Origin of the sequence: Mesorhizobium sp. M0862, from assembly GCF_040319795.1 — a bacterium.
Lineage (GTDB): Bacteria > Pseudomonadota > Alphaproteobacteria > Rhizobiales > Rhizobiaceae > Mesorhizobium.
The window spans coordinates 85,451-100,512 of sequence record NZ_JAMYOJ010000022.1 but is presented as its reverse complement, the minus strand read 5'-3'; the positions used below and the strand labels follow the sequence as shown (position 1 = coordinate 100,512).

Sequence of the window (15,062 nt, the reverse complement as noted above, 5' to 3'; positions counted from 1 at the left end):
TTGTCGGCGTTGGTGACGAAGTAGGGCGAGAGATAGCCGCGGTCGAACTGCATGCCTTCGACGACTTCCAGCTCGGTCTCGGCGGTCTTGGCTTCTTCAACCGTGATGACGCCTTCATTGCCGACCTTCTGCATCGCTTCGGCGATCATGGCGCCGACCGACTCGTCGCCATTGGCCGAGATCGTGCCGACCTGGGCAACTTCCTCGGAGGTCTTGATCTTCTTGGCAGCCTTGCCGAGAGCCGCGACGACTTCGGTCACGGCCAGGTCGATGCCGCGCTTCAGGTCCATCGGGTTCATGCCGGCGGCAACGGCCTTGTGGCCTTCCTGGACGATCGACTGCGCCAGGACGGTCGCGGTCGTGGTGCCGTCGCCGGCGATGTCGTTGGTCTTCGAAGCAACTTCGCGGACCATCTGCGCGCCCATGTTTTCGAACTTGTCTTCAAGCTCGATTTCCTTGGCGACGGTGACGCCGTCCTTGGTGATGCGCGGTGCGCCGAACGACTTGTCGATGACGACGTTGCGGCCCTTGGGGCCGAGCGTGACCTTCACCGCGTCGGCGAGGATGTTGACGCCGCGCAGCATGCGCTCGCGGGCGTCGCGGGAGAATTTTACGTCTTTAGCAGCCATTTTTTAGCTCCTGGCAGGGGGCTTGCGATCAAGCCCGAAATTAGTTGACGGTGAGGCCGATGATCAGCCGATGATGCCCATAATGTCGGATTCCTTCATGATCAGAAGGTCTTCGCCATTGAGCTTGACTTCGGTGCCCGACCACTTGCCGAACAGGATGCGGTCGCCGGCCTTGACGTCCAGCGGGACCAGCTTGCCGGCTTCGTCGCGAGCGCCGGAGCCGACGGCGATGATCTCGCCTTCCTGCGGCTTTTCCTTTGCCGTATCCGGGATGATGATCCCGCCGGCGGTCTTGGATTCGGATTCGACCCGGCGTACGACCACGCGGTCATGAAGCGGGCGGAACTTCGACTTTGCCATTTTTTCTTCCTCGAATGAGAACGGTGAGAGCTGTTCCTCGATCCGGCGGTGCCGGATGTGCGTTAGCACTCACCTGGGGAGAGTGCTAACGTGCGCTGAAATAAGCGCGTGGCTTTCGAGAGTCAAGGCGAACGGTGAGCACAATTGTGCCAATTGGAGCCGTGCCGCGATCCGACGGCAGACCCTACCGGCGCCGCGGCGATATAAGCACCAGAAGCGGACAGCGTTCAGCCAGCCCATAGGTCCCTGTCGGCGCGAGGCGGACACTGTCAAAAAACCGGCTCGCCTCTTCGACCAGCGTCGCCGCCGGGGCGAAACTGTAGACAGTCTGCGAATTCGCATAGACATCGATGGTGCCGATGACCGGCATCTCCCATCCGGTCGTCGCGGCAAGGGCCTCCCGGTCGGCAAACAGCGCATCGAAGGCGTCGAGGATCGCCCGCACCGGAATGGCGCGGTCGGGATCGCCGCCGGCACAAGCCATGGCAATGCGCCATTTGAGTTCGTGGAAGGTCGCGACACCACCGGACAGCGTCAGCGCCCGGACCTCCTGCAGATCGTCCGGCACCTGAGGGCTTGCATAGGCGCGCAATGCAGCCCGCCCATCGGACTTCAGCACACGCGCGATCTCGGCAAGCAGCGCCTGCCGTGCAACCGAGGAGTCCAGCGCCGACAGACAGCCGTCGCCGATCACCGCCCCGGCGCTTTCGTCGCCCAGCGGCAACTCCAGCCAGTTGCCGATCACCGCCTTGCGTGAGGCGGTATCGCCCGGCCAGATGCCCGATATCATGGCAGTGGACTCGTCGATCGCGAGCATGGTCCTTCCGAGGCCGGCAAGCTCCGGCGTGACCCCGAGCAGCACCACATCGACTGATTGCAGGCTAAGTTCGCGCTCATAGGCGGCGACAGCTTCCGGGGGCGGACACAGCGGCGACCCGAGAAGCCGCCAATGACGGCGAATTGCGTCCCAATGCTCAGTCATGCGGAACGGTTTGGGGAAAGGCTGGACATATTTCCTTCCAGGCTGTTGGTTGCCTTGCGAGTTACCTCATGCAGGAAAGGCCATGGCCCGCATTGCCGTCATAACGCATGAATTTGACCGCTTCCAGAGCCGGCGGGGCCTCCTGCTGCGCCAGGACAGCCCCTACATGCTGTTCGACGTCCTGGCGGAGCTGAAACGGCGCGGTCACTCCGTGCAGATCATGCGTGGACCCTCGGCAAGTCATAACGCCGATATTGCCGTCCTGCATGTCGACGCGACAGTGACGCCATCGGACTATGTCGACTACGCGCGCGGATTTCCGATTTGTCTCAATCTTGGTGCAACCGACATTTCCAAGCGCCGCATCAGTGGTGCGATCCTCGAGGAGGGTGCCAACTGGAGCGGCCAGGTCATCGTCAAGAGCAACCTCAATCATTGGGGGACGCCCGAGGAGCAGCTCAACCGAAAATCCGTTCGCGCCGGCAAGGCAGTGCCTTTCCCGGGCGCGCAGACCTTCGGCCGTTATCAGGTGCATGCCTCGCTGGCCGATGTGGCGCCGGAGATTTTCAGGCGTGCCGACCTGATCGTGGAAAAATTCATTCCCGAAATCGAGCCCGACGGGTTTGCGGCGCGGTTCTGGATATTCTGCGGCGATCGGGAGCGCTGCACCCGCTATGTCTCGCCGCAGCGCCTGGTCAAGGGCGACGACACCGTCCGCCGGGAGCCGGTTGCGGTTCCCGACGAACTGCGCGCCTTGCGTCGGAAGCTGGGCTTCGACTATGGCAAATTCGACTTTGTCGTGCATGAGGGCAGGGCCGTGCTGCTCGATGCCAACAAGACCCCAGGTCGCGCCAGGAACCTGTCGAAGATTGTTGCCGCCGGCACAGCCAACCTGGCCGACGGCTTCGAAAACCTCATCCACCAGACCGGACGGGGTCGAATCGGGCGCTAGAGAAACAGTCCCAACTGCGTATGGATGATCGACCGGTAGTCCTCGATGGTGTGGCGGCTTTCCTCCTGGTTCTGGGTCAGCGCCATGCGCACGACGCCGCCGGCCAGCTGGAAGATCAGGAAAACCATACGGCCGAACTCATTGCGTCGCTCTGGCGCGAGAAAGGGGCCGACATGGTCGCAGAACATCGTCGCCTGGCGCCGGGTTTCGGCGATGTCGAGATTCTTCAGCGCCTTGTCAGCCTGGATGGCGTTTTGCAGGTCCTGAATGGCGGGGTCGCCGGCGACGCGCTCATAGTAGTCGTCGAGCAGCCGGTCGGCCGCAGCGATAACGTCGCTCAGCCCGCCGACGTCGGCAACGATCGCGGCAAGCCGGGCGCGGCTCACTTCGGAGAATCGCTCGTAGAGCATCGCCAGGATCGCCGACTTGTTGGGGAAGTAATGATAGACGGTGGCGATCGGCCCGCCGGCCTGTGCGCCGACTTCCTTCATGGTGACGGCGTCGATGCCTTTCTCGCCGATCAGCCGCATGGTCGTCGACAGGATGGCGTCGATGCGCTCGCGGCTGCGCTCCTGTTTGGGCCTGCGCCTCGGTTCGGTCGTCATCTGCACTGCTTCGTTCATGCCGCCATCCTCTCGATCGCCCAGACCATTCGATCGCCAAGACCATCCCCAGCCTTGTTGGTGCCAAGTCCCGCTACTGATTGACAAACGAATATGATCGAGTATCAGTTTCTAAATGCTGACAGACTGTCAGTTTTTTTGCCGTCAGGCAAGGACGTTGGGAGGCGACCGTGACTTCTGCTGGTAACGCGGATGCCGGGAACGGCGACTGGCTGGTCGGCAACCCCACTGGGGCGCAACTCGCCTCGGCATTGTGGATCGGCTCGGTCGGGCTGCTCATTCTCGGGCTGCAGCCGGTGCTTCTCGGCGCGCTCTACACCGAAGGGCATGTCAGCGGTGACGAACTCGCGCTGGTCGCCACGGCGGAGATGATCGCCATCGGCATCGGATCGGCGGCCATCGCCATGATGCTGTCCGCCCACAATATGCGCTTGAAAAGTGCCGTCCTTCTGCTCTTGCTGGCGCTGGCTAACTGCGCGACCGCCTATGCGCTGACCTCGACCTCGCTGATTGCCGCCCGCGCGGTGGCAGGCCTCGCCGAGGGTGGGCTGGTGGCGGTCGCCACGGAACTGATCGCCCGTTCACGCCGGGCCGAGCGCATCGGCGGCTTCTTCGTCACCCTTCAGACCCTGGCGCAATGCGCCCTTGCCCTGCTGCTGGCGCTTTACGTCATCCCGGCCGCCGGATCGGCGGGCGGCTTCATCGTTCTTGCCGTCGTCTGCATCGCCTCGGTGGCCGTCGCCTTCATCGTCCCCGATAGCTATGCCGACCTGCCCAAGGAGGAACAGTTCAGCAATGTGCTGACCGTTCCTTCGCTTGCCGCTTTGCTGAGCGTCTTCTGCTACTTCATGTTCTTCGGCTCGGTCTGGGCGTTTCTCGAGCCACTTGGCGCACAATACGGCATCGATGGCCGCACCGTCGGCCTGATCGTCTCGGCCAACCTCGCATTGCAGGTGCTGGGCGCAATGACGGCTACCGTCTTCGAGGCGCGCATCGATTACCGCTTCGCCATCGTGGCGATCGGCGTGGTCGCCGTCGCCAGTTCCGTGATGCTCGCCGGCAGCCCCGGCCTGACGGTTTTCTGGGTCGCGGCCTTGATCATGGGCCTCATCCTTCTGTTCATCGTGCCCTATCAGATCCGGCTGGCGATCACCGCCGACGAGACGCGCACGGCCGTGCTTCTGGTGCCGGCGGCCCAGCTTTTCGGTCTGGCGATCGGCCCGGTCGCGGCATCGCTGCTGATCGACGGCAAGGATTTTCGGCCGGTGCCGGAATTTGCCGCCGCCAGTGCTGCGGCCAGCGTTGTGCTGCTCGGCCTGTTCGTCCTGATCGCACGGCGCCGCCGCGCCATCGCCTGAGACACGACCGGGGGAGCATCTCCTCGATACTTGACTAAGTCAAATAAATGACCGATCGTTGATGGGGCAGGAGGCTTCCCATGACGATCCATCATCAACCCGGCAAGGAACGCATCGACGCGGTGCGGGCTTTCAACCGCTTCTACACCCGCCAGATAGGTCTGCTCGACGAAGGCCTGCTGAAAAGCGCCTTCTCGCTGACCGAGGCGCGGGTGCTCTACGAACTGGCGCATCGCGATGGCCTGACCGCCAGCGATCTCATCCGCGATCTCGGCCTCGACGCCGGTTATGTCAGCCGGCTCCTGAAGAAGTTCGAGCACCTGCAGCTGATTGCGCGCGCGCCGCTGGCGTCGGATGCGCGGCAGTCGTCGATCACGCTGACGCCGGTGGGGCGGCAGGCCTTCGCGCCGCTGAACCGGGCTTCGCACGACCAGGTCGCGGCCTTGCTGGAGCGGCTTCCTGCTGCCGAACAGGACCGGCTGGTCAAGGCCATGCAGACGGTGCAGCAACTCCTGGGCGACAGCCCGGAGTCCAAAGTGCCGTATATGCTGCGCCCCTTGCAGGTCGGCGACATCGGCTGGGTGGTGCGCCGCCAAGGACAGATCTACGCACAGGACTATGGCTGGGACGAAACCTACGAGGCGCTGGTCGCCGAAATCCTCGGCGCCTTCGTAAAATCCTTCGATCCAGAATGGGAACGCAGCTGGATTGCCGAACGGCAAGGGGAGGTGGTCGGCTCGGTCTTCGTCGTGCGCAAATCCGACGCGGTGGCGAAGCTGCGCCTGCTCTATGTCGAACCATCGGCGCGCGGCCTCGGCATCGGCAAGCGGCTGGTTCAGGAGTGCATCGGCTTTGCTCGTGCCAAGGGCTACACGACGCTGACCCTATGGACCAACGACATCCTGACCGCCGCCCGCCACATCTACGAGAGTGCCGGCTTCAGGCTGGTGGACGAAGAGCGCCATCACGCCTTCGGCAAGGATCTGGTCGGCCAGAACTGGAACCTGGAGCTGTAGCGGCGTTCAGGCCACCGGGACCCATATCTCCAGTCCGCCATTGCCGCTGCGCGGATCGAACTCCGGGCCGTAGCGCTCGAATTCGGGGCCGTCGGCTATATCGTGCCCCGAGGCCGGCAGCCATTTGTTCCAGATCGTGTTGACGGTGCGGCGGATGGTGGAGATGTGCTCGGCATGGGTGAACACGGCGTATTTCTGCGCCGGCACCCGCACCCGCGAAAGCTCCTTCGGCAGGTCCGAGAAATCCGAAACTTCGACCCCGGCGATATAGTCGAAATTGCCGGCATCGTCGCCATTGACGCAGACGCCATAGGCGACGTCGCCGGTCTCGCCCGGGATGTTGCCGATATAGGGCCCAAAGCGTTGCCACTGCATCGGAATGGCCGCGCTGGTTTCGCAGCTGTAGCGCTCGCCGAGGCCGGCAATGAGGAAGGGACGGCCGGTCTCGAAGCGCGGCGGCGGCAGTGAGGCGAGAAAGGACTGGTCCATCAGGATCGGCTCCACGAGATCGAGATTGCTGAGGCTGCCCTGCGCGCGCACCAGTTCCGGCGTCGTGCCGAACTGGTCGCGGAAGGCGCGGGTGAAGGCTTCGTGCGAGGCGTAGCCGGCATCGAGCGCGACCGCGAGGATGTCGGGCGCGCCGGAAGCCAGCTTGCGCGCCGCTTCGGTCAGCCGGCGCGCGCGCATATAGCCCATCACCGAACGGCCGGTGGCGGCGCCAAAGGCGCGCGTCACATGAAAGCGCGAGACGCCGCTGCTTTGCGCGACATCTTCAAGCGAGATCGCTTCCGGCAGATGGCTCTCGACAAACCACAGCGCTTTCTCGGTCGGGTTCATAGGTCTCCTCGCATTTGGCGGCACATTTTGTCGGCTTTTTGCGAGGCCAGTTTGATCGAAATTGCGCCTGTCGTAAAATCGAAGGGCGCTGGTCGACTGTGGCAGGTCACCATCGTGGAAAGCCGCTGCTGGGCGGCCTCGGCCTGGCTCGCTGGGACAATATCCGGGCGCGCTGGGTGCGGGCACCATCCTGCCTATGCCCTGTGGAACCACCGCCGGCTCGATGCCTTCCCCGCCGGCGAAAATGCCGCCGAAAGCCTAGGTGTGCCGGTGGAGAGGACGCGCAAGACGACCTTTCTTCTCGCGGCGTTCTCGACGGCAATTCACGTCTCGGTCGGGAGGTCATCCGCAACCGTCATTGACAGCGCCATGACCGCATCTGCATGGCTGCCATCCCTCTTTTTCGGCTCTGGCGCAATGCGGCACCTTGAATGGTAAGCACGCTTATAATATATACCGCTCATGGTTTCCGACGGCATAGATAGATTGGGCTTTTTGATCCACGACGTGCAGCGCCTCATGCGCAAGCGCTTCGAGGCGCGCGCCAGCGGTCTTGGCCTTTCCTCGGCACAATGGCGGCTTCTGGTTCGCGTCGCCAAGGAGGCCGGCGTCGCCCAGGCTCGCCTCGCCGAACTTCTCGAAATCGAGCCGATCAGCGTTTCACGCCTCGTCGACCGGATGGAGGAGGGCGGCTGGATCGAACGGCGCTCCGATGCAACTGACCGGCGCGTGCGCATGATCTTCCCGACAGCCAAGGCGAACGCGGCCTATGCCGAGGTCAAAAGCCTTGCTGGCGAAGTTTATGAGGAATCGCTGGTCGGCGTTTCGCCGGACGACCGCCGCGTCCTGATCCGGGCGCTGGACACCATCGTGCAAAACCTGGCGGACGGCGAGACGTCGTCCTTGAAGAGTACGGAAGGGGCAGCAGCATGAACGCGGCAGCCAAGCTAGACGAGAATGTAACCAAGATCGAGACGCCGGCACAGCCTGCCGCCGAAGCGCCTGCACAGCCGGCCGCAGCACCTGTCGCTGTGGCTCCCCCGGTGCAGCCCGCTCCGGCTCCGGTCAAGAAGCGCCGCCTCGGCCGCCTGCTGCTGATGGTCGCCCTGCCGGCGGCACTGGCCATTGGCGGGGGCTACGTCTGGGTGACTGGCGGCCGCTATCAGGAGACCGAAAACGCCAATTTGCAGCAGGCCAAGGTGTCGATCGCCTCGGACACGGCCGGCCGCATCGTTCAGGTCGGCATCTCAGACAATCAGCAGGTCAAGCAGGGCGATGTGCTGTTTGCCGTCGACCCCGAGCCCTACCGGATCGCGTTGGCGCAGGCCGACGCGGCGGTCGCAGTCGCACGCGTCGGAATCGAACAGCTGCGCGCCGCCTACAGCCAGGCACTGGCGCAGGAAAAGTCCGATGCCAGCCAGGTCGACTACGCGCAGTCGCAATATGACCGCGCCGCCGACCTTGCCCAGAAGGGCATCAACGCCAAATCGTCGCTGGACGAGGCCAAGAACGATCTCGACAAGGCCAGGCAGCAACTGGCCGTTGCCGAGCAAGGCATCATCAGCGCCAAGGCGGCTCTCGCCGGCAATCCCGATATCGAGACCGACAAGCATCCGACCGTGATGGCCGCACTCGCCGCGCGCGACAAGGCCGCCTACGATCTGGCGCAGACCACGGTCAAGGCGCCGGCCGACGGCGTCATCAGCCAGGCCTCCTCGTTCAAGGTCGGCCAGTATGTCGGTTCCGGCACGCCGCTGTTTGCGCTGGTCGAGACCGGCGACATCTGGATCGATGCCAATTTCAAGGAAACCCAGCTTACCCACATGAAGCCTGGCCAGAAGGCCGAGATCGTCGTCGACACCTATCCGGGCAGAACTTTCGAAGCCACCGTCAAGGCGATCGGCGCCGGCACCGGCGCGGAGTTTTCGCTGCTGCCAGCTCAAAACGCCACCGGCAACTGGGTCAAGGTCACGCAGCGCATTCCGGTGCGCCTGGAGCTGACCGATGCCGACGCCAAAATGGCGCTGCGCACCGGTATGAGCGCCTCGGTTACGGTGGATACCGGCGTTGCTCGCGGGTTCCCCGCTATCTTCGGCCACGCCACCGCAGGCGAAGCACAATAGACTGTGAATGGACCGTGATCTCGAAAAGCAGGATCACGGCCCGGCAGAACGCCCGCCGCAGGCGAGGTGAAGTTGAGATGCCAGGATCGGTCCGACGGCAGGTTGAACGAGGGGTGGATTGGACCGGGCCGCATCGCGGCCTGCCCAGAACCTGGACCATCTCGGCGCCCATCCTTCGGACCTTGGATTTCCGGGCGGCAAGCGCCTGATGTGTCGAGACCTTCGATCGATGTAACCCCCACATCGATAGATCGCGTCCCACCGCGATGAGGGTCTCTTCACCAGAGAAGGCCTCGCCGCCCGGAAACCTAATGTACACGTTTTTGTTACCTGTCGGAAGTTCCGCATCATGACCACACCAGAACCTTTCAAGGAAGTGCCGCATCGCGGCCTGATCACTGTGGCGCTGATGCTGGCGACGGTCATGCAGGCGCTCGACACCACGATCGCCAATGTCGCGCTGCCGACCATGACCGGCGACCTCGGCGCGTCGCCCGACAACATCAACTGGGTGTTGACCTCCTACATCGTTGCCGCCGCGATCATGACGCCGGTGACCGGCTGGCTGGCCGACCGCTTCGGCCGCAAGGAACTGTTCCTGGCGGCGGTTGTCGGCTTCACCGTGTTCTCGATGCTGTGCGGCATTGCCTGGAGCCTGGAGAGCATTGTGTTCTTCCGGCTGATGCAGGGCGTGTTCGGCGCAGCCATCGTGCCGCTGTCGCAGACCTTCCTGCTCGACATCAACCCCAGGGAACGCCACGGCCAGGCGATGGCCATCTGGGGCGCCGGCATCATGCTGGGGCCGATCCTGGGTCCGACGCTGGGCGGTTGGCTGACCGAGAATTTCAACTGGCGCTGGGTGTTCTTCATCAATTTGCCGGTCGGCATCATCGCCTTCCTCGGCATGGCAGCCTATTTGCCGGTCATTGCCCGGCGGATACGCAGCTTCGATTTCTTCGGTTTCGCCATGATTTCGCTCGGCGTCGGCGCACTGCAGCTGCTGCTCGACCGCGGCGGCGAGGTCGACTGGTTTTCCTCGGTCGAAATCTGGATCGAGCTTGCTCTTTCGATCACCGGCTTCTGGGTGTTCATCATCCACACACTGACGGCGGAACGTCCTTTCATCGACCCCAAGATCTTCCTCGACCGCAATTTCGTCACCGGTCTGGCCTTCATCTTCGTCATGGGCGTGCTGATCCTGGCCTCGATGTCGCTGCTGCCGCCGATGCTGTCGACCATCTTCGGCTATCCGACCGTGACCATCGGCGTCGTCCTGGGGCCGCGCGGTGTCGGCACGATGATTTCGATGCTTGTCGTTGGACGGCTCATGAGCAGGATCGACGCCCGCATCCTCGTCGTCATCGGCTTTCTGCTCACCGCGCAGTCGCTCTACACCATGTCCTCCTTCACGCCGCAGATGGACAATTGGCTGATCCTCAGCTCCGGCGTCATCCAGGGCCTGGGCATGGGCATGGTGTTCGTGCCGCTGTCCACGGTGGCCTTCGCCACGCTCGACGTGCGCTTCCGCACCGACGCCACGGCCCTGTTCAGCCTGGTTCGAAATCTCGGTTCGTCGATCGGCGTGTCGGTGGTGACGGTTCTCATGGTGCGCAACACGCAGGTCAATCACACCGAACTGTCGGCTTTCATCAACCCGTTCAACCCCAATTTGTGGGCGGCCTCGCCGGCGGCAGCAGGCGGCGATCCGACGGCACTTTCGCAGGTGGACCGCATGGTCAACATCCAGGCGATGATGATCTCCTACGTCAACGACTTCAAACTGCTGATGGTGATGACGCTGGTTGCCATTCCGTTTGTCTTCCTGCTGCGCAAGCCGAAGACCGCTCCGGCCGGCGCGGCCGCTCCTGCCGCGCATATGGATTGAGGCGGGCGCCGGTAGCGCTGGCAGCAAGCTGGTTGCCCCTGATGATTTGTTGCTCGGTTGATCGTCAAAACCCGCGTGTGCAAAAAAATATCGATAATGAGCCGTTGGAAGTTGATTTGGAATGACATTTGCACCTTTGGTATCTGGTTGCTGACGCCTCCAATTCCGTTACAGTTCATCTTGAATTAGCACATCTGTAACATTGTCAGTCGACTTTCGTCTGGCACGACAGAGGCCCTTTCTTGTTTCAGGTGCCAAACCGGAGGAGGTCTGTTTGGTCACAAAGTCATCCAGAAGATCCGTCGGGGCGCGCGGGCCGGTGGGCGTAGCCGCATTGGCAAGACTGGCTGACGTCTCCTACGACACGCTCGAGGGAGAACTTCGCACGACCATTGCGGCTCTCGAAGGGCAGACCCTGCGCTTCGAGACTGCGATCGAGAATATTTCGCAAGGCATCTGCTTTTTCGATGCCGATGAACGGTTGATCCTGAGCAACCGGCGCTATGCGGAAATCTACCGCATAGCGCCCGAGGAATTGCGGCCTGGCGTGACACTGAGCGAAATCGTCGAGCGCCGCGTCGCCGCCGGCACGGCGGCGACGGCCGCCGACACCTATCTCGCGACGGCTCGCTCGATCAATTCGGGCAAGGCTTCGCGGCTCTGGACCGCCAAACTTGTCGATGGTCGCACAATCCAGATCCGTAACCAGCCGATGCCCGATGGCAGTTGGATCGCCACGCATGAGGACATCACTGAACTCCTCGCCAATCGGCAGATCGTCGACGAGCGCATTTCGCTGCAGGCGCTGATCGACTGGGTGCCCGATTATCTCTGGGTCAAGGATACGCAAAGCCGTTTCGTCGTGGTCAACAGCGCCCTTGCGACCGATAGTGGGCGCAACAAGACCAGCGACATGATCGGTTTGACCGATTTTGATCTCCACCCCCCGGAAGTTGCGCGGAAATTTCGCCTGGTCGAGCAGCGCCTGCTCAAGAGCGGACAACCGATGATCGATGCGGAAGAGTTCGTCGTCGATGCGTCGGGGAACGACAAATGGCTTTCGTCGACGAAGGTGCCGTTGCGCAATCGCCAAAATGAAATCTTCGGCCTGGTTGGCATCGCCCACGACATCACCGCCCGCAAACAGGCGGATGTCCTTCGCAGCGGGCAGGCGCAGATCCTCGAAATGATTGCCACGAGCGCGCCGCTGGAGGACGTGCTCGACCGCCTCATGCGCTTCGTCGAGGCTCAGTTGGAGGGGATATTCGGTTCCGTCCTGCTGCTCGACAAGGACGGCATTCATTTGCGTCACGGTGCGGCGCCGGGCCTGGCGAAAGCCTATACGAGCGCCATCGATGGGGCGGCCATCGGTCCCAAGTTGGGATCCTGCGGAACCGCCATCTACCGGCGGGAACCGGTCATTGTTACCGATATTCTGCAGGATCCGCTTTGGGACGATTACCGCGAACTGGCGGCACCCCATGGCTATCGTTCGTGCTGGTCAACCCCGATCCTGTCGCATCGGGGCGTCGTGTTGGGCGCCTTTGCCATGTATTCGATGACCGTGCGCGAACCCACCCATGCCGAGACCCGCCTGATCGAATTCACCACACACATTGCCGGCATCGCGATCGAGCGCAAATTGGCGGAAGACCAGATCCACTTCATGGCCAACCATGATGCGCTGACCGGCCTGCCCAATCGCGCTTTGCTGGAGGATCGGCTTTCCCAGGCGGTCCTCTACGCGCAGCGATACAATCGCTGGATGACGGTGGTGTTCATCGATCTCGACAATTTCAAACTGGTGAACGATACGTTTGGCCACAATGCCGGCGACGAACTCCTCAAGACCGTCGCCAGCCGTTTGGTTGGATGCGTGAAGGCCACCGACACCGTCGTGCGGCTTGGCGGCGACGAATTTGTCATCGTCCTGTTCGACCAAACCACCAATGTCGATGTGGTCTCGGAAACCCTGCAGACGATCAGGGATGCGATCGCGGAACCGGTTCTTGTCGGAGAGCATCGGCTGAGAACGACGGCCAGCATCGGCATCGCAAATTACCCGAAGGACGGGACCAGCCCGGATACGCTGTTGGCCAATGCCGACGCCGCCATGTATCGCGCCAAGGAATTCGGCCGCGACAATTTCCAGTTCTATGCCCCGGAGTTCAACTCAACTGCACATGAAAAATTCCTGCTTCAGGAGGAATTGCGAAACGCGCTCGCCCGGTCGGAATTCGCTCTGCACTATCAGCCACAGGTGGATCTGCGATCGGGGCAGGTTTTCGCCGTCGAAGCGCTGGTGCGCTGGAACCACCCGACGCGAGGCCTGGTTTCGCCGGCGATGTTCATCCCGACCGCCGAGGAGACCGGGCTGATCGTGCCGCTCGGCGACTGGATCCTGCACGAAGCCTGCCGGCAGAACAAAGCCTGGCAGCGCGCCGGTCTGTCGCCCGTAACCGTCTGCGTCAACGTGTCGGCGCGGCAGTTCCGGGAGAAGAACCTGATCGACCGCGTCGTCAACGCGTTGAAGGAAAGCGGCCTGGAGGCGAGGTATCTCGAGCTCGAAGTGACGGAAAGCCTGATCATGCAGGATTTCGAGCTGGCGGTCGCAACGATGAACGGACTGCAAAAGCTCGGCGTGCAGATATCGATCGACGATTTCGGAACAGGCTATTCCAGTCTCAGCGCCCTCAAGACGTTTCCGGTGGCGCGGCTGAAGATTGACAAGTCCTTCATCAACGATCTCGCGACCGACGAGAACGATCAGGCGGTCACTGGCGCCGTGATTTCCCTGGGGCAGAAGTTGAACCTTCGGGTGCTGGCCGAAGGTGTCGAAACGGAAGACCAGGTCGCCTTCCTGCGCAAGAACAATTGTGACGAGGTGCAGGGCAATTATTTCAGCAAACCCCTGTCGCCTGGGGATATCGGCGAGCTGATCGCGAAAGGCTGACGGCTGGGTCGCGCCGTGACCGCTGGCTGCTATTTTCCGAGCACCAGGCTCCAGTAGCGGATGGCGCTGTCGCGCCCGTCGCGTACATAGGCGAGGCCGAAGCGGCTGAAATCCGGATCGAGCATGTTGCGGCGGTGGCCGGCCGAATGCATCCAGATGTCGAACAGCTTCTGCTGGTCGAAGCGGCCCTCGGCGATGTTCTCGGCAGCAGCGCCCCGCACGCCATTGTCTTTCATCCGCGACGCGAAATCCTTGCCCCAGCCGGTCGTGTGGCTCATGCGTTCGCGCGAGGCCATATAGCCGGCCTGCTGCAGAGCGGCCTGCTCGAGCTGGGCGTCCGGCACCAGCGCCGGCAGTCCGGCCGAAGCTCGGATGCCGGCCAGCGCCGCGGTGGCCGAGGACGACACACCGGCGCCTTCGCCGGTCGGCACCGAGACCGTGCTGCAAGCAGCGAGGCCAGCCATGGCTGCAAGGCCGATCAGCAGTAGGCGCCTGTTTGATTTTGGACTTGCTTCGCCAGAGCGGGTTTGCGCGAGCGGATGATTGGTGGTGCAGATCATTGTCATGCCTGCCTGACTTAGCGGCGATCATGGCTTTTGCCGGGCAGGGCTGCGAAAATCTCAATCGCTGGCCTCCGTGCAGGTTCGGCCGGCCGATTCGAATGGGAAGGTCGGCGGCCGATGTAGTCTCGGCGCGCTGCGTCCGATCAGCGTTGCGCGTCGGTCGCCATTTTAAGCGCCAGCGCGGCGAGCACCGTCCCTATCATCCAGCGCTGGATGACCATCCATAGCGGCCGTCCGGCAAGAAAGGTGGCGATCGAACCGGCCGTTACCGCGATGATGGCATTGACGGTCAGGCTGATCGAGATCTGCGTGGCGCCGAGCACCAGAAGCTGCGACAGCACATGGCCCTTGCCCAGCGAGATGAATTGCGGCAGCAGCGACAGATAAAGCACCGCCACCTTGGGGTTGAGGAGATTGGTCATCAGGCCCATCGCGAACAGCTTGCGCGGCCTGTCCCTCGGCAGTTCGCGCACCTGGAACGGCGAGCGCCCGCCGGGCCGCACCGCTTGCCAGGCGAGCCATAGTAGATAGAGCGCGCCGGCAATGCGCAGTGCGTCGTAGGCAAACGGCACGGCAAGCAGCAGCGCGGTGATGCCCAGCGCAGCCGATACGACATAGAACAGAAAGCCGACCGCCACGCCGCCGAGCGAGATCAGCCCGGCCTTGGGGCCTTGCGACAGCGAGCGCGAGATCAGGTAGATCATGTTCGGCCCGGGCGTCAGCACCATGCCGAGGCAGACCAGCGCGAAGGCGAGATGGTTGGCGGTTTCGGGCACGAGCG

General features: G+C 62.9%; 15 protein-coding genes. 8 read left to right on the top strand and 7 right to left on the bottom strand.

Features of this window, described 5'->3' with window-relative positions; translation table 11 throughout:
- The 3 genes from groEL to NKI15_RS26495 form a co-directional block, all read right to left on the bottom strand.
- On the bottom strand, positions 1–629 hold a 629-nt coding region (gene groEL, locus NKI15_RS26505; RefSeq protein ID WP_352887388.1), incomplete at its 3' end, for a chaperonin GroEL.
- A 63-nt stretch (positions 630–692) separates the two neighbouring features.
- Complete coding sequence (gene groES / locus NKI15_RS26500; protein WP_006203049.1) at positions 693–989, bottom strand: co-chaperone GroES; 297 nt, start codon at positions 987–989, stop codon at positions 693–695.
- Between the two features lie 184 nt (positions 990–1,173).
- The gene (locus tag NKI15_RS26495; protein WP_023682988.1) at positions 1,174–1,971 is read right to left on the bottom strand and encodes a class I SAM-dependent methyltransferase; all 798 of its coding nucleotides are present in this window, start codon (positions 1,969–1,971) and stop codon (positions 1,174–1,176) included.
- An 82-nt stretch (positions 1,972–2,053) separates the two neighbouring features.
- Here NKI15_RS26495 and NKI15_RS26490 point away from each other — a divergent pair, with 82 nt between their 5' ends.
- Positions 2,054–2,923 (top strand): hypothetical protein, encoded by an 870-nt coding sequence (locus NKI15_RS26490; protein WP_023682987.1) that lies wholly within the window; start codon positions 2,054–2,056, stop codon positions 2,921–2,923.
- Here the strand turns inward: NKI15_RS26490 and NKI15_RS26485 are convergent.
- Positions 2,920–3,546 carry a TetR/AcrR family transcriptional regulator gene (locus NKI15_RS26485; protein WP_023682986.1) on the bottom strand — a complete coding sequence of 209 codons (627 nt, stop codon included), beginning with the start codon at positions 3,544–3,546 and terminating at the stop codon, positions 2,920–2,922. The genes NKI15_RS26490 and NKI15_RS26485 overlap by 4 nt on opposite strands.
- Before the next feature lie 170 nt (positions 3,547–3,716).
- Here NKI15_RS26485 and NKI15_RS26480 point away from each other — a divergent pair, with 170 nt between their 5' ends.
- Complete coding sequence (locus NKI15_RS26480) at positions 3,717–4,904, top strand: MFS transporter (RefSeq protein WP_023724805.1); 1,188 nt, start codon at positions 3,717–3,719, stop codon at positions 4,902–4,904.
- Positions 4,905–4,984: 80 nt separating this feature from the next.
- Positions 4,985–5,920 (top strand): bifunctional helix-turn-helix transcriptional regulator/GNAT family N-acetyltransferase, encoded by a 936-nt coding sequence (locus NKI15_RS26475; RefSeq protein WP_023712754.1) that lies wholly within the window; start codon positions 4,985–4,987, stop codon positions 5,918–5,920.
- A gap of 6 nt (positions 5,921–5,926) precedes the next feature.
- Here NKI15_RS26475 and NKI15_RS26470 read toward each other — a convergent pair whose 3' ends face one another.
- On the bottom strand, positions 5,927–6,757 hold the full coding sequence (locus NKI15_RS26470; RefSeq protein ID WP_023705726.1) for an AraC family transcriptional regulator: 831 nt from the start codon (positions 6,755–6,757) through the stop codon (positions 5,927–5,929).
- 51 nt (positions 6,758–6,808) lie between these two features.
- On the opposite strand from NKI15_RS26470, the gene NKI15_RS26465 reads away from it, so the two are divergent.
- The 5 genes from NKI15_RS26465 (at position 6,809) to NKI15_RS26445 (ending at position 13,718) form a co-directional block, all read left to right on the top strand.
- A complete protein-coding gene (locus tag NKI15_RS26465; protein WP_023742988.1) occupies positions 6,809–7,195 on the top strand; it encodes an iron chelate uptake ABC transporter family permease subunit in 387 nt (128 codons plus the stop codon).
- A 24-nt stretch (positions 7,196–7,219) separates the two neighbouring features.
- Positions 7,220–7,690 carry a MarR family winged helix-turn-helix transcriptional regulator gene (locus NKI15_RS26460; protein ID WP_023705728.1) on the top strand — a complete coding sequence of 157 codons (471 nt, stop codon included), beginning with the start codon at positions 7,220–7,222 and terminating at the stop codon, positions 7,688–7,690.
- On the top strand, positions 7,687–8,880 hold the full coding sequence (locus tag NKI15_RS26455) for an HlyD family secretion protein (RefSeq protein WP_023705729.1): 1,194 nt from the start codon (positions 7,687–7,689) through the stop codon (positions 8,878–8,880). The genes NKI15_RS26460 and NKI15_RS26455 overlap by 4 nt, the downstream gene beginning before the upstream one ends.
- 349 nt (positions 8,881–9,229) lie before the next feature.
- Complete coding sequence (locus NKI15_RS26450) at positions 9,230–10,765, top strand: DHA2 family efflux MFS transporter permease subunit (protein WP_023694754.1); 1,536 nt, start codon at positions 9,230–9,232, stop codon at positions 10,763–10,765.
- A 334-nt stretch (positions 10,766–11,099) separates the two neighbouring features.
- A complete protein-coding gene (locus NKI15_RS26445; RefSeq protein WP_352514923.1) occupies positions 11,100–13,718 on the top strand; it encodes an EAL domain-containing protein in 2,619 nt (872 codons plus the stop codon).
- Between the two features lie 29 nt (positions 13,719–13,747).
- Here NKI15_RS26445 and NKI15_RS26440 read toward each other — a convergent pair whose 3' ends face one another.
- Together NKI15_RS26440 and NKI15_RS26435 are read right to left on the bottom strand one after the other, a co-directional pair.
- The gene (locus NKI15_RS26440; protein WP_245265806.1) at positions 13,748–14,182 is read right to left on the bottom strand and encodes a CAP domain-containing protein; all 435 of its coding nucleotides are present in this window, start codon (positions 14,180–14,182) and stop codon (positions 13,748–13,750) included.
- A 242-nt stretch (positions 14,183–14,424) separates the two neighbouring features.
- Entirely contained in the window at positions 14,425–15,057 is a 633-nt protein-coding gene (locus NKI15_RS26435; protein WP_352514924.1) for a LysE family translocator, read from the bottom strand.
- Positions 15,058–15,062: the final 5 nt, after the last annotated feature.

Coding starts and splice junctions, on each gene's coding strand:
- groES (WP_006203049.1), bottom strand. CDS start 989: ATGGCAAAGTCGAAGTTCCGCCCGCTTCATGACCGCGTGGTCGTACGC.
- NKI15_RS26495 (WP_023682988.1), bottom strand. CDS start 1,971: ATGACTGAGCATTGGGACGCAATTCGCCGTCATTGGCGGCTTCTCGGG.
- NKI15_RS26490 (WP_023682987.1), top strand. CDS start 2,054: ATGGCCCGCATTGCCGTCATAACGCATGAATTTGACCGCTTCCAGAGC.
- NKI15_RS26485 (WP_023682986.1), bottom strand. CDS start 3,546: ATGAACGAAGCAGTGCAGATGACGACCGAACCGAGGCGCAGGCCCAAA.
- NKI15_RS26475 (WP_023712754.1), top strand. CDS start 4,985: ATGACGATCCATCATCAACCCGGCAAGGAACGCATCGACGCGGTGCGG.
- NKI15_RS26470 (WP_023705726.1), bottom strand. CDS start 6,757: ATGAACCCGACCGAGAAAGCGCTGTGGTTTGTCGAGAGCCATCTGCCG.
- NKI15_RS26460 (WP_023705728.1), top strand. CDS start 7,220: ATGGTTTCCGACGGCATAGATAGATTGGGCTTTTTGATCCACGACGTG.
- NKI15_RS26455 (WP_023705729.1), top strand. CDS start 7,687: ATGAACGCGGCAGCCAAGCTAGACGAGAATGTAACCAAGATCGAGACG.
- NKI15_RS26450 (WP_023694754.1), top strand. CDS start 9,230: ATGACCACACCAGAACCTTTCAAGGAAGTGCCGCATCGCGGCCTGATC.
- NKI15_RS26440 (WP_245265806.1), bottom strand. CDS start 14,182: ATGGCTGGCCTCGCTGCTTGCAGCACGGTCTCGGTGCCGACCGGCGAA.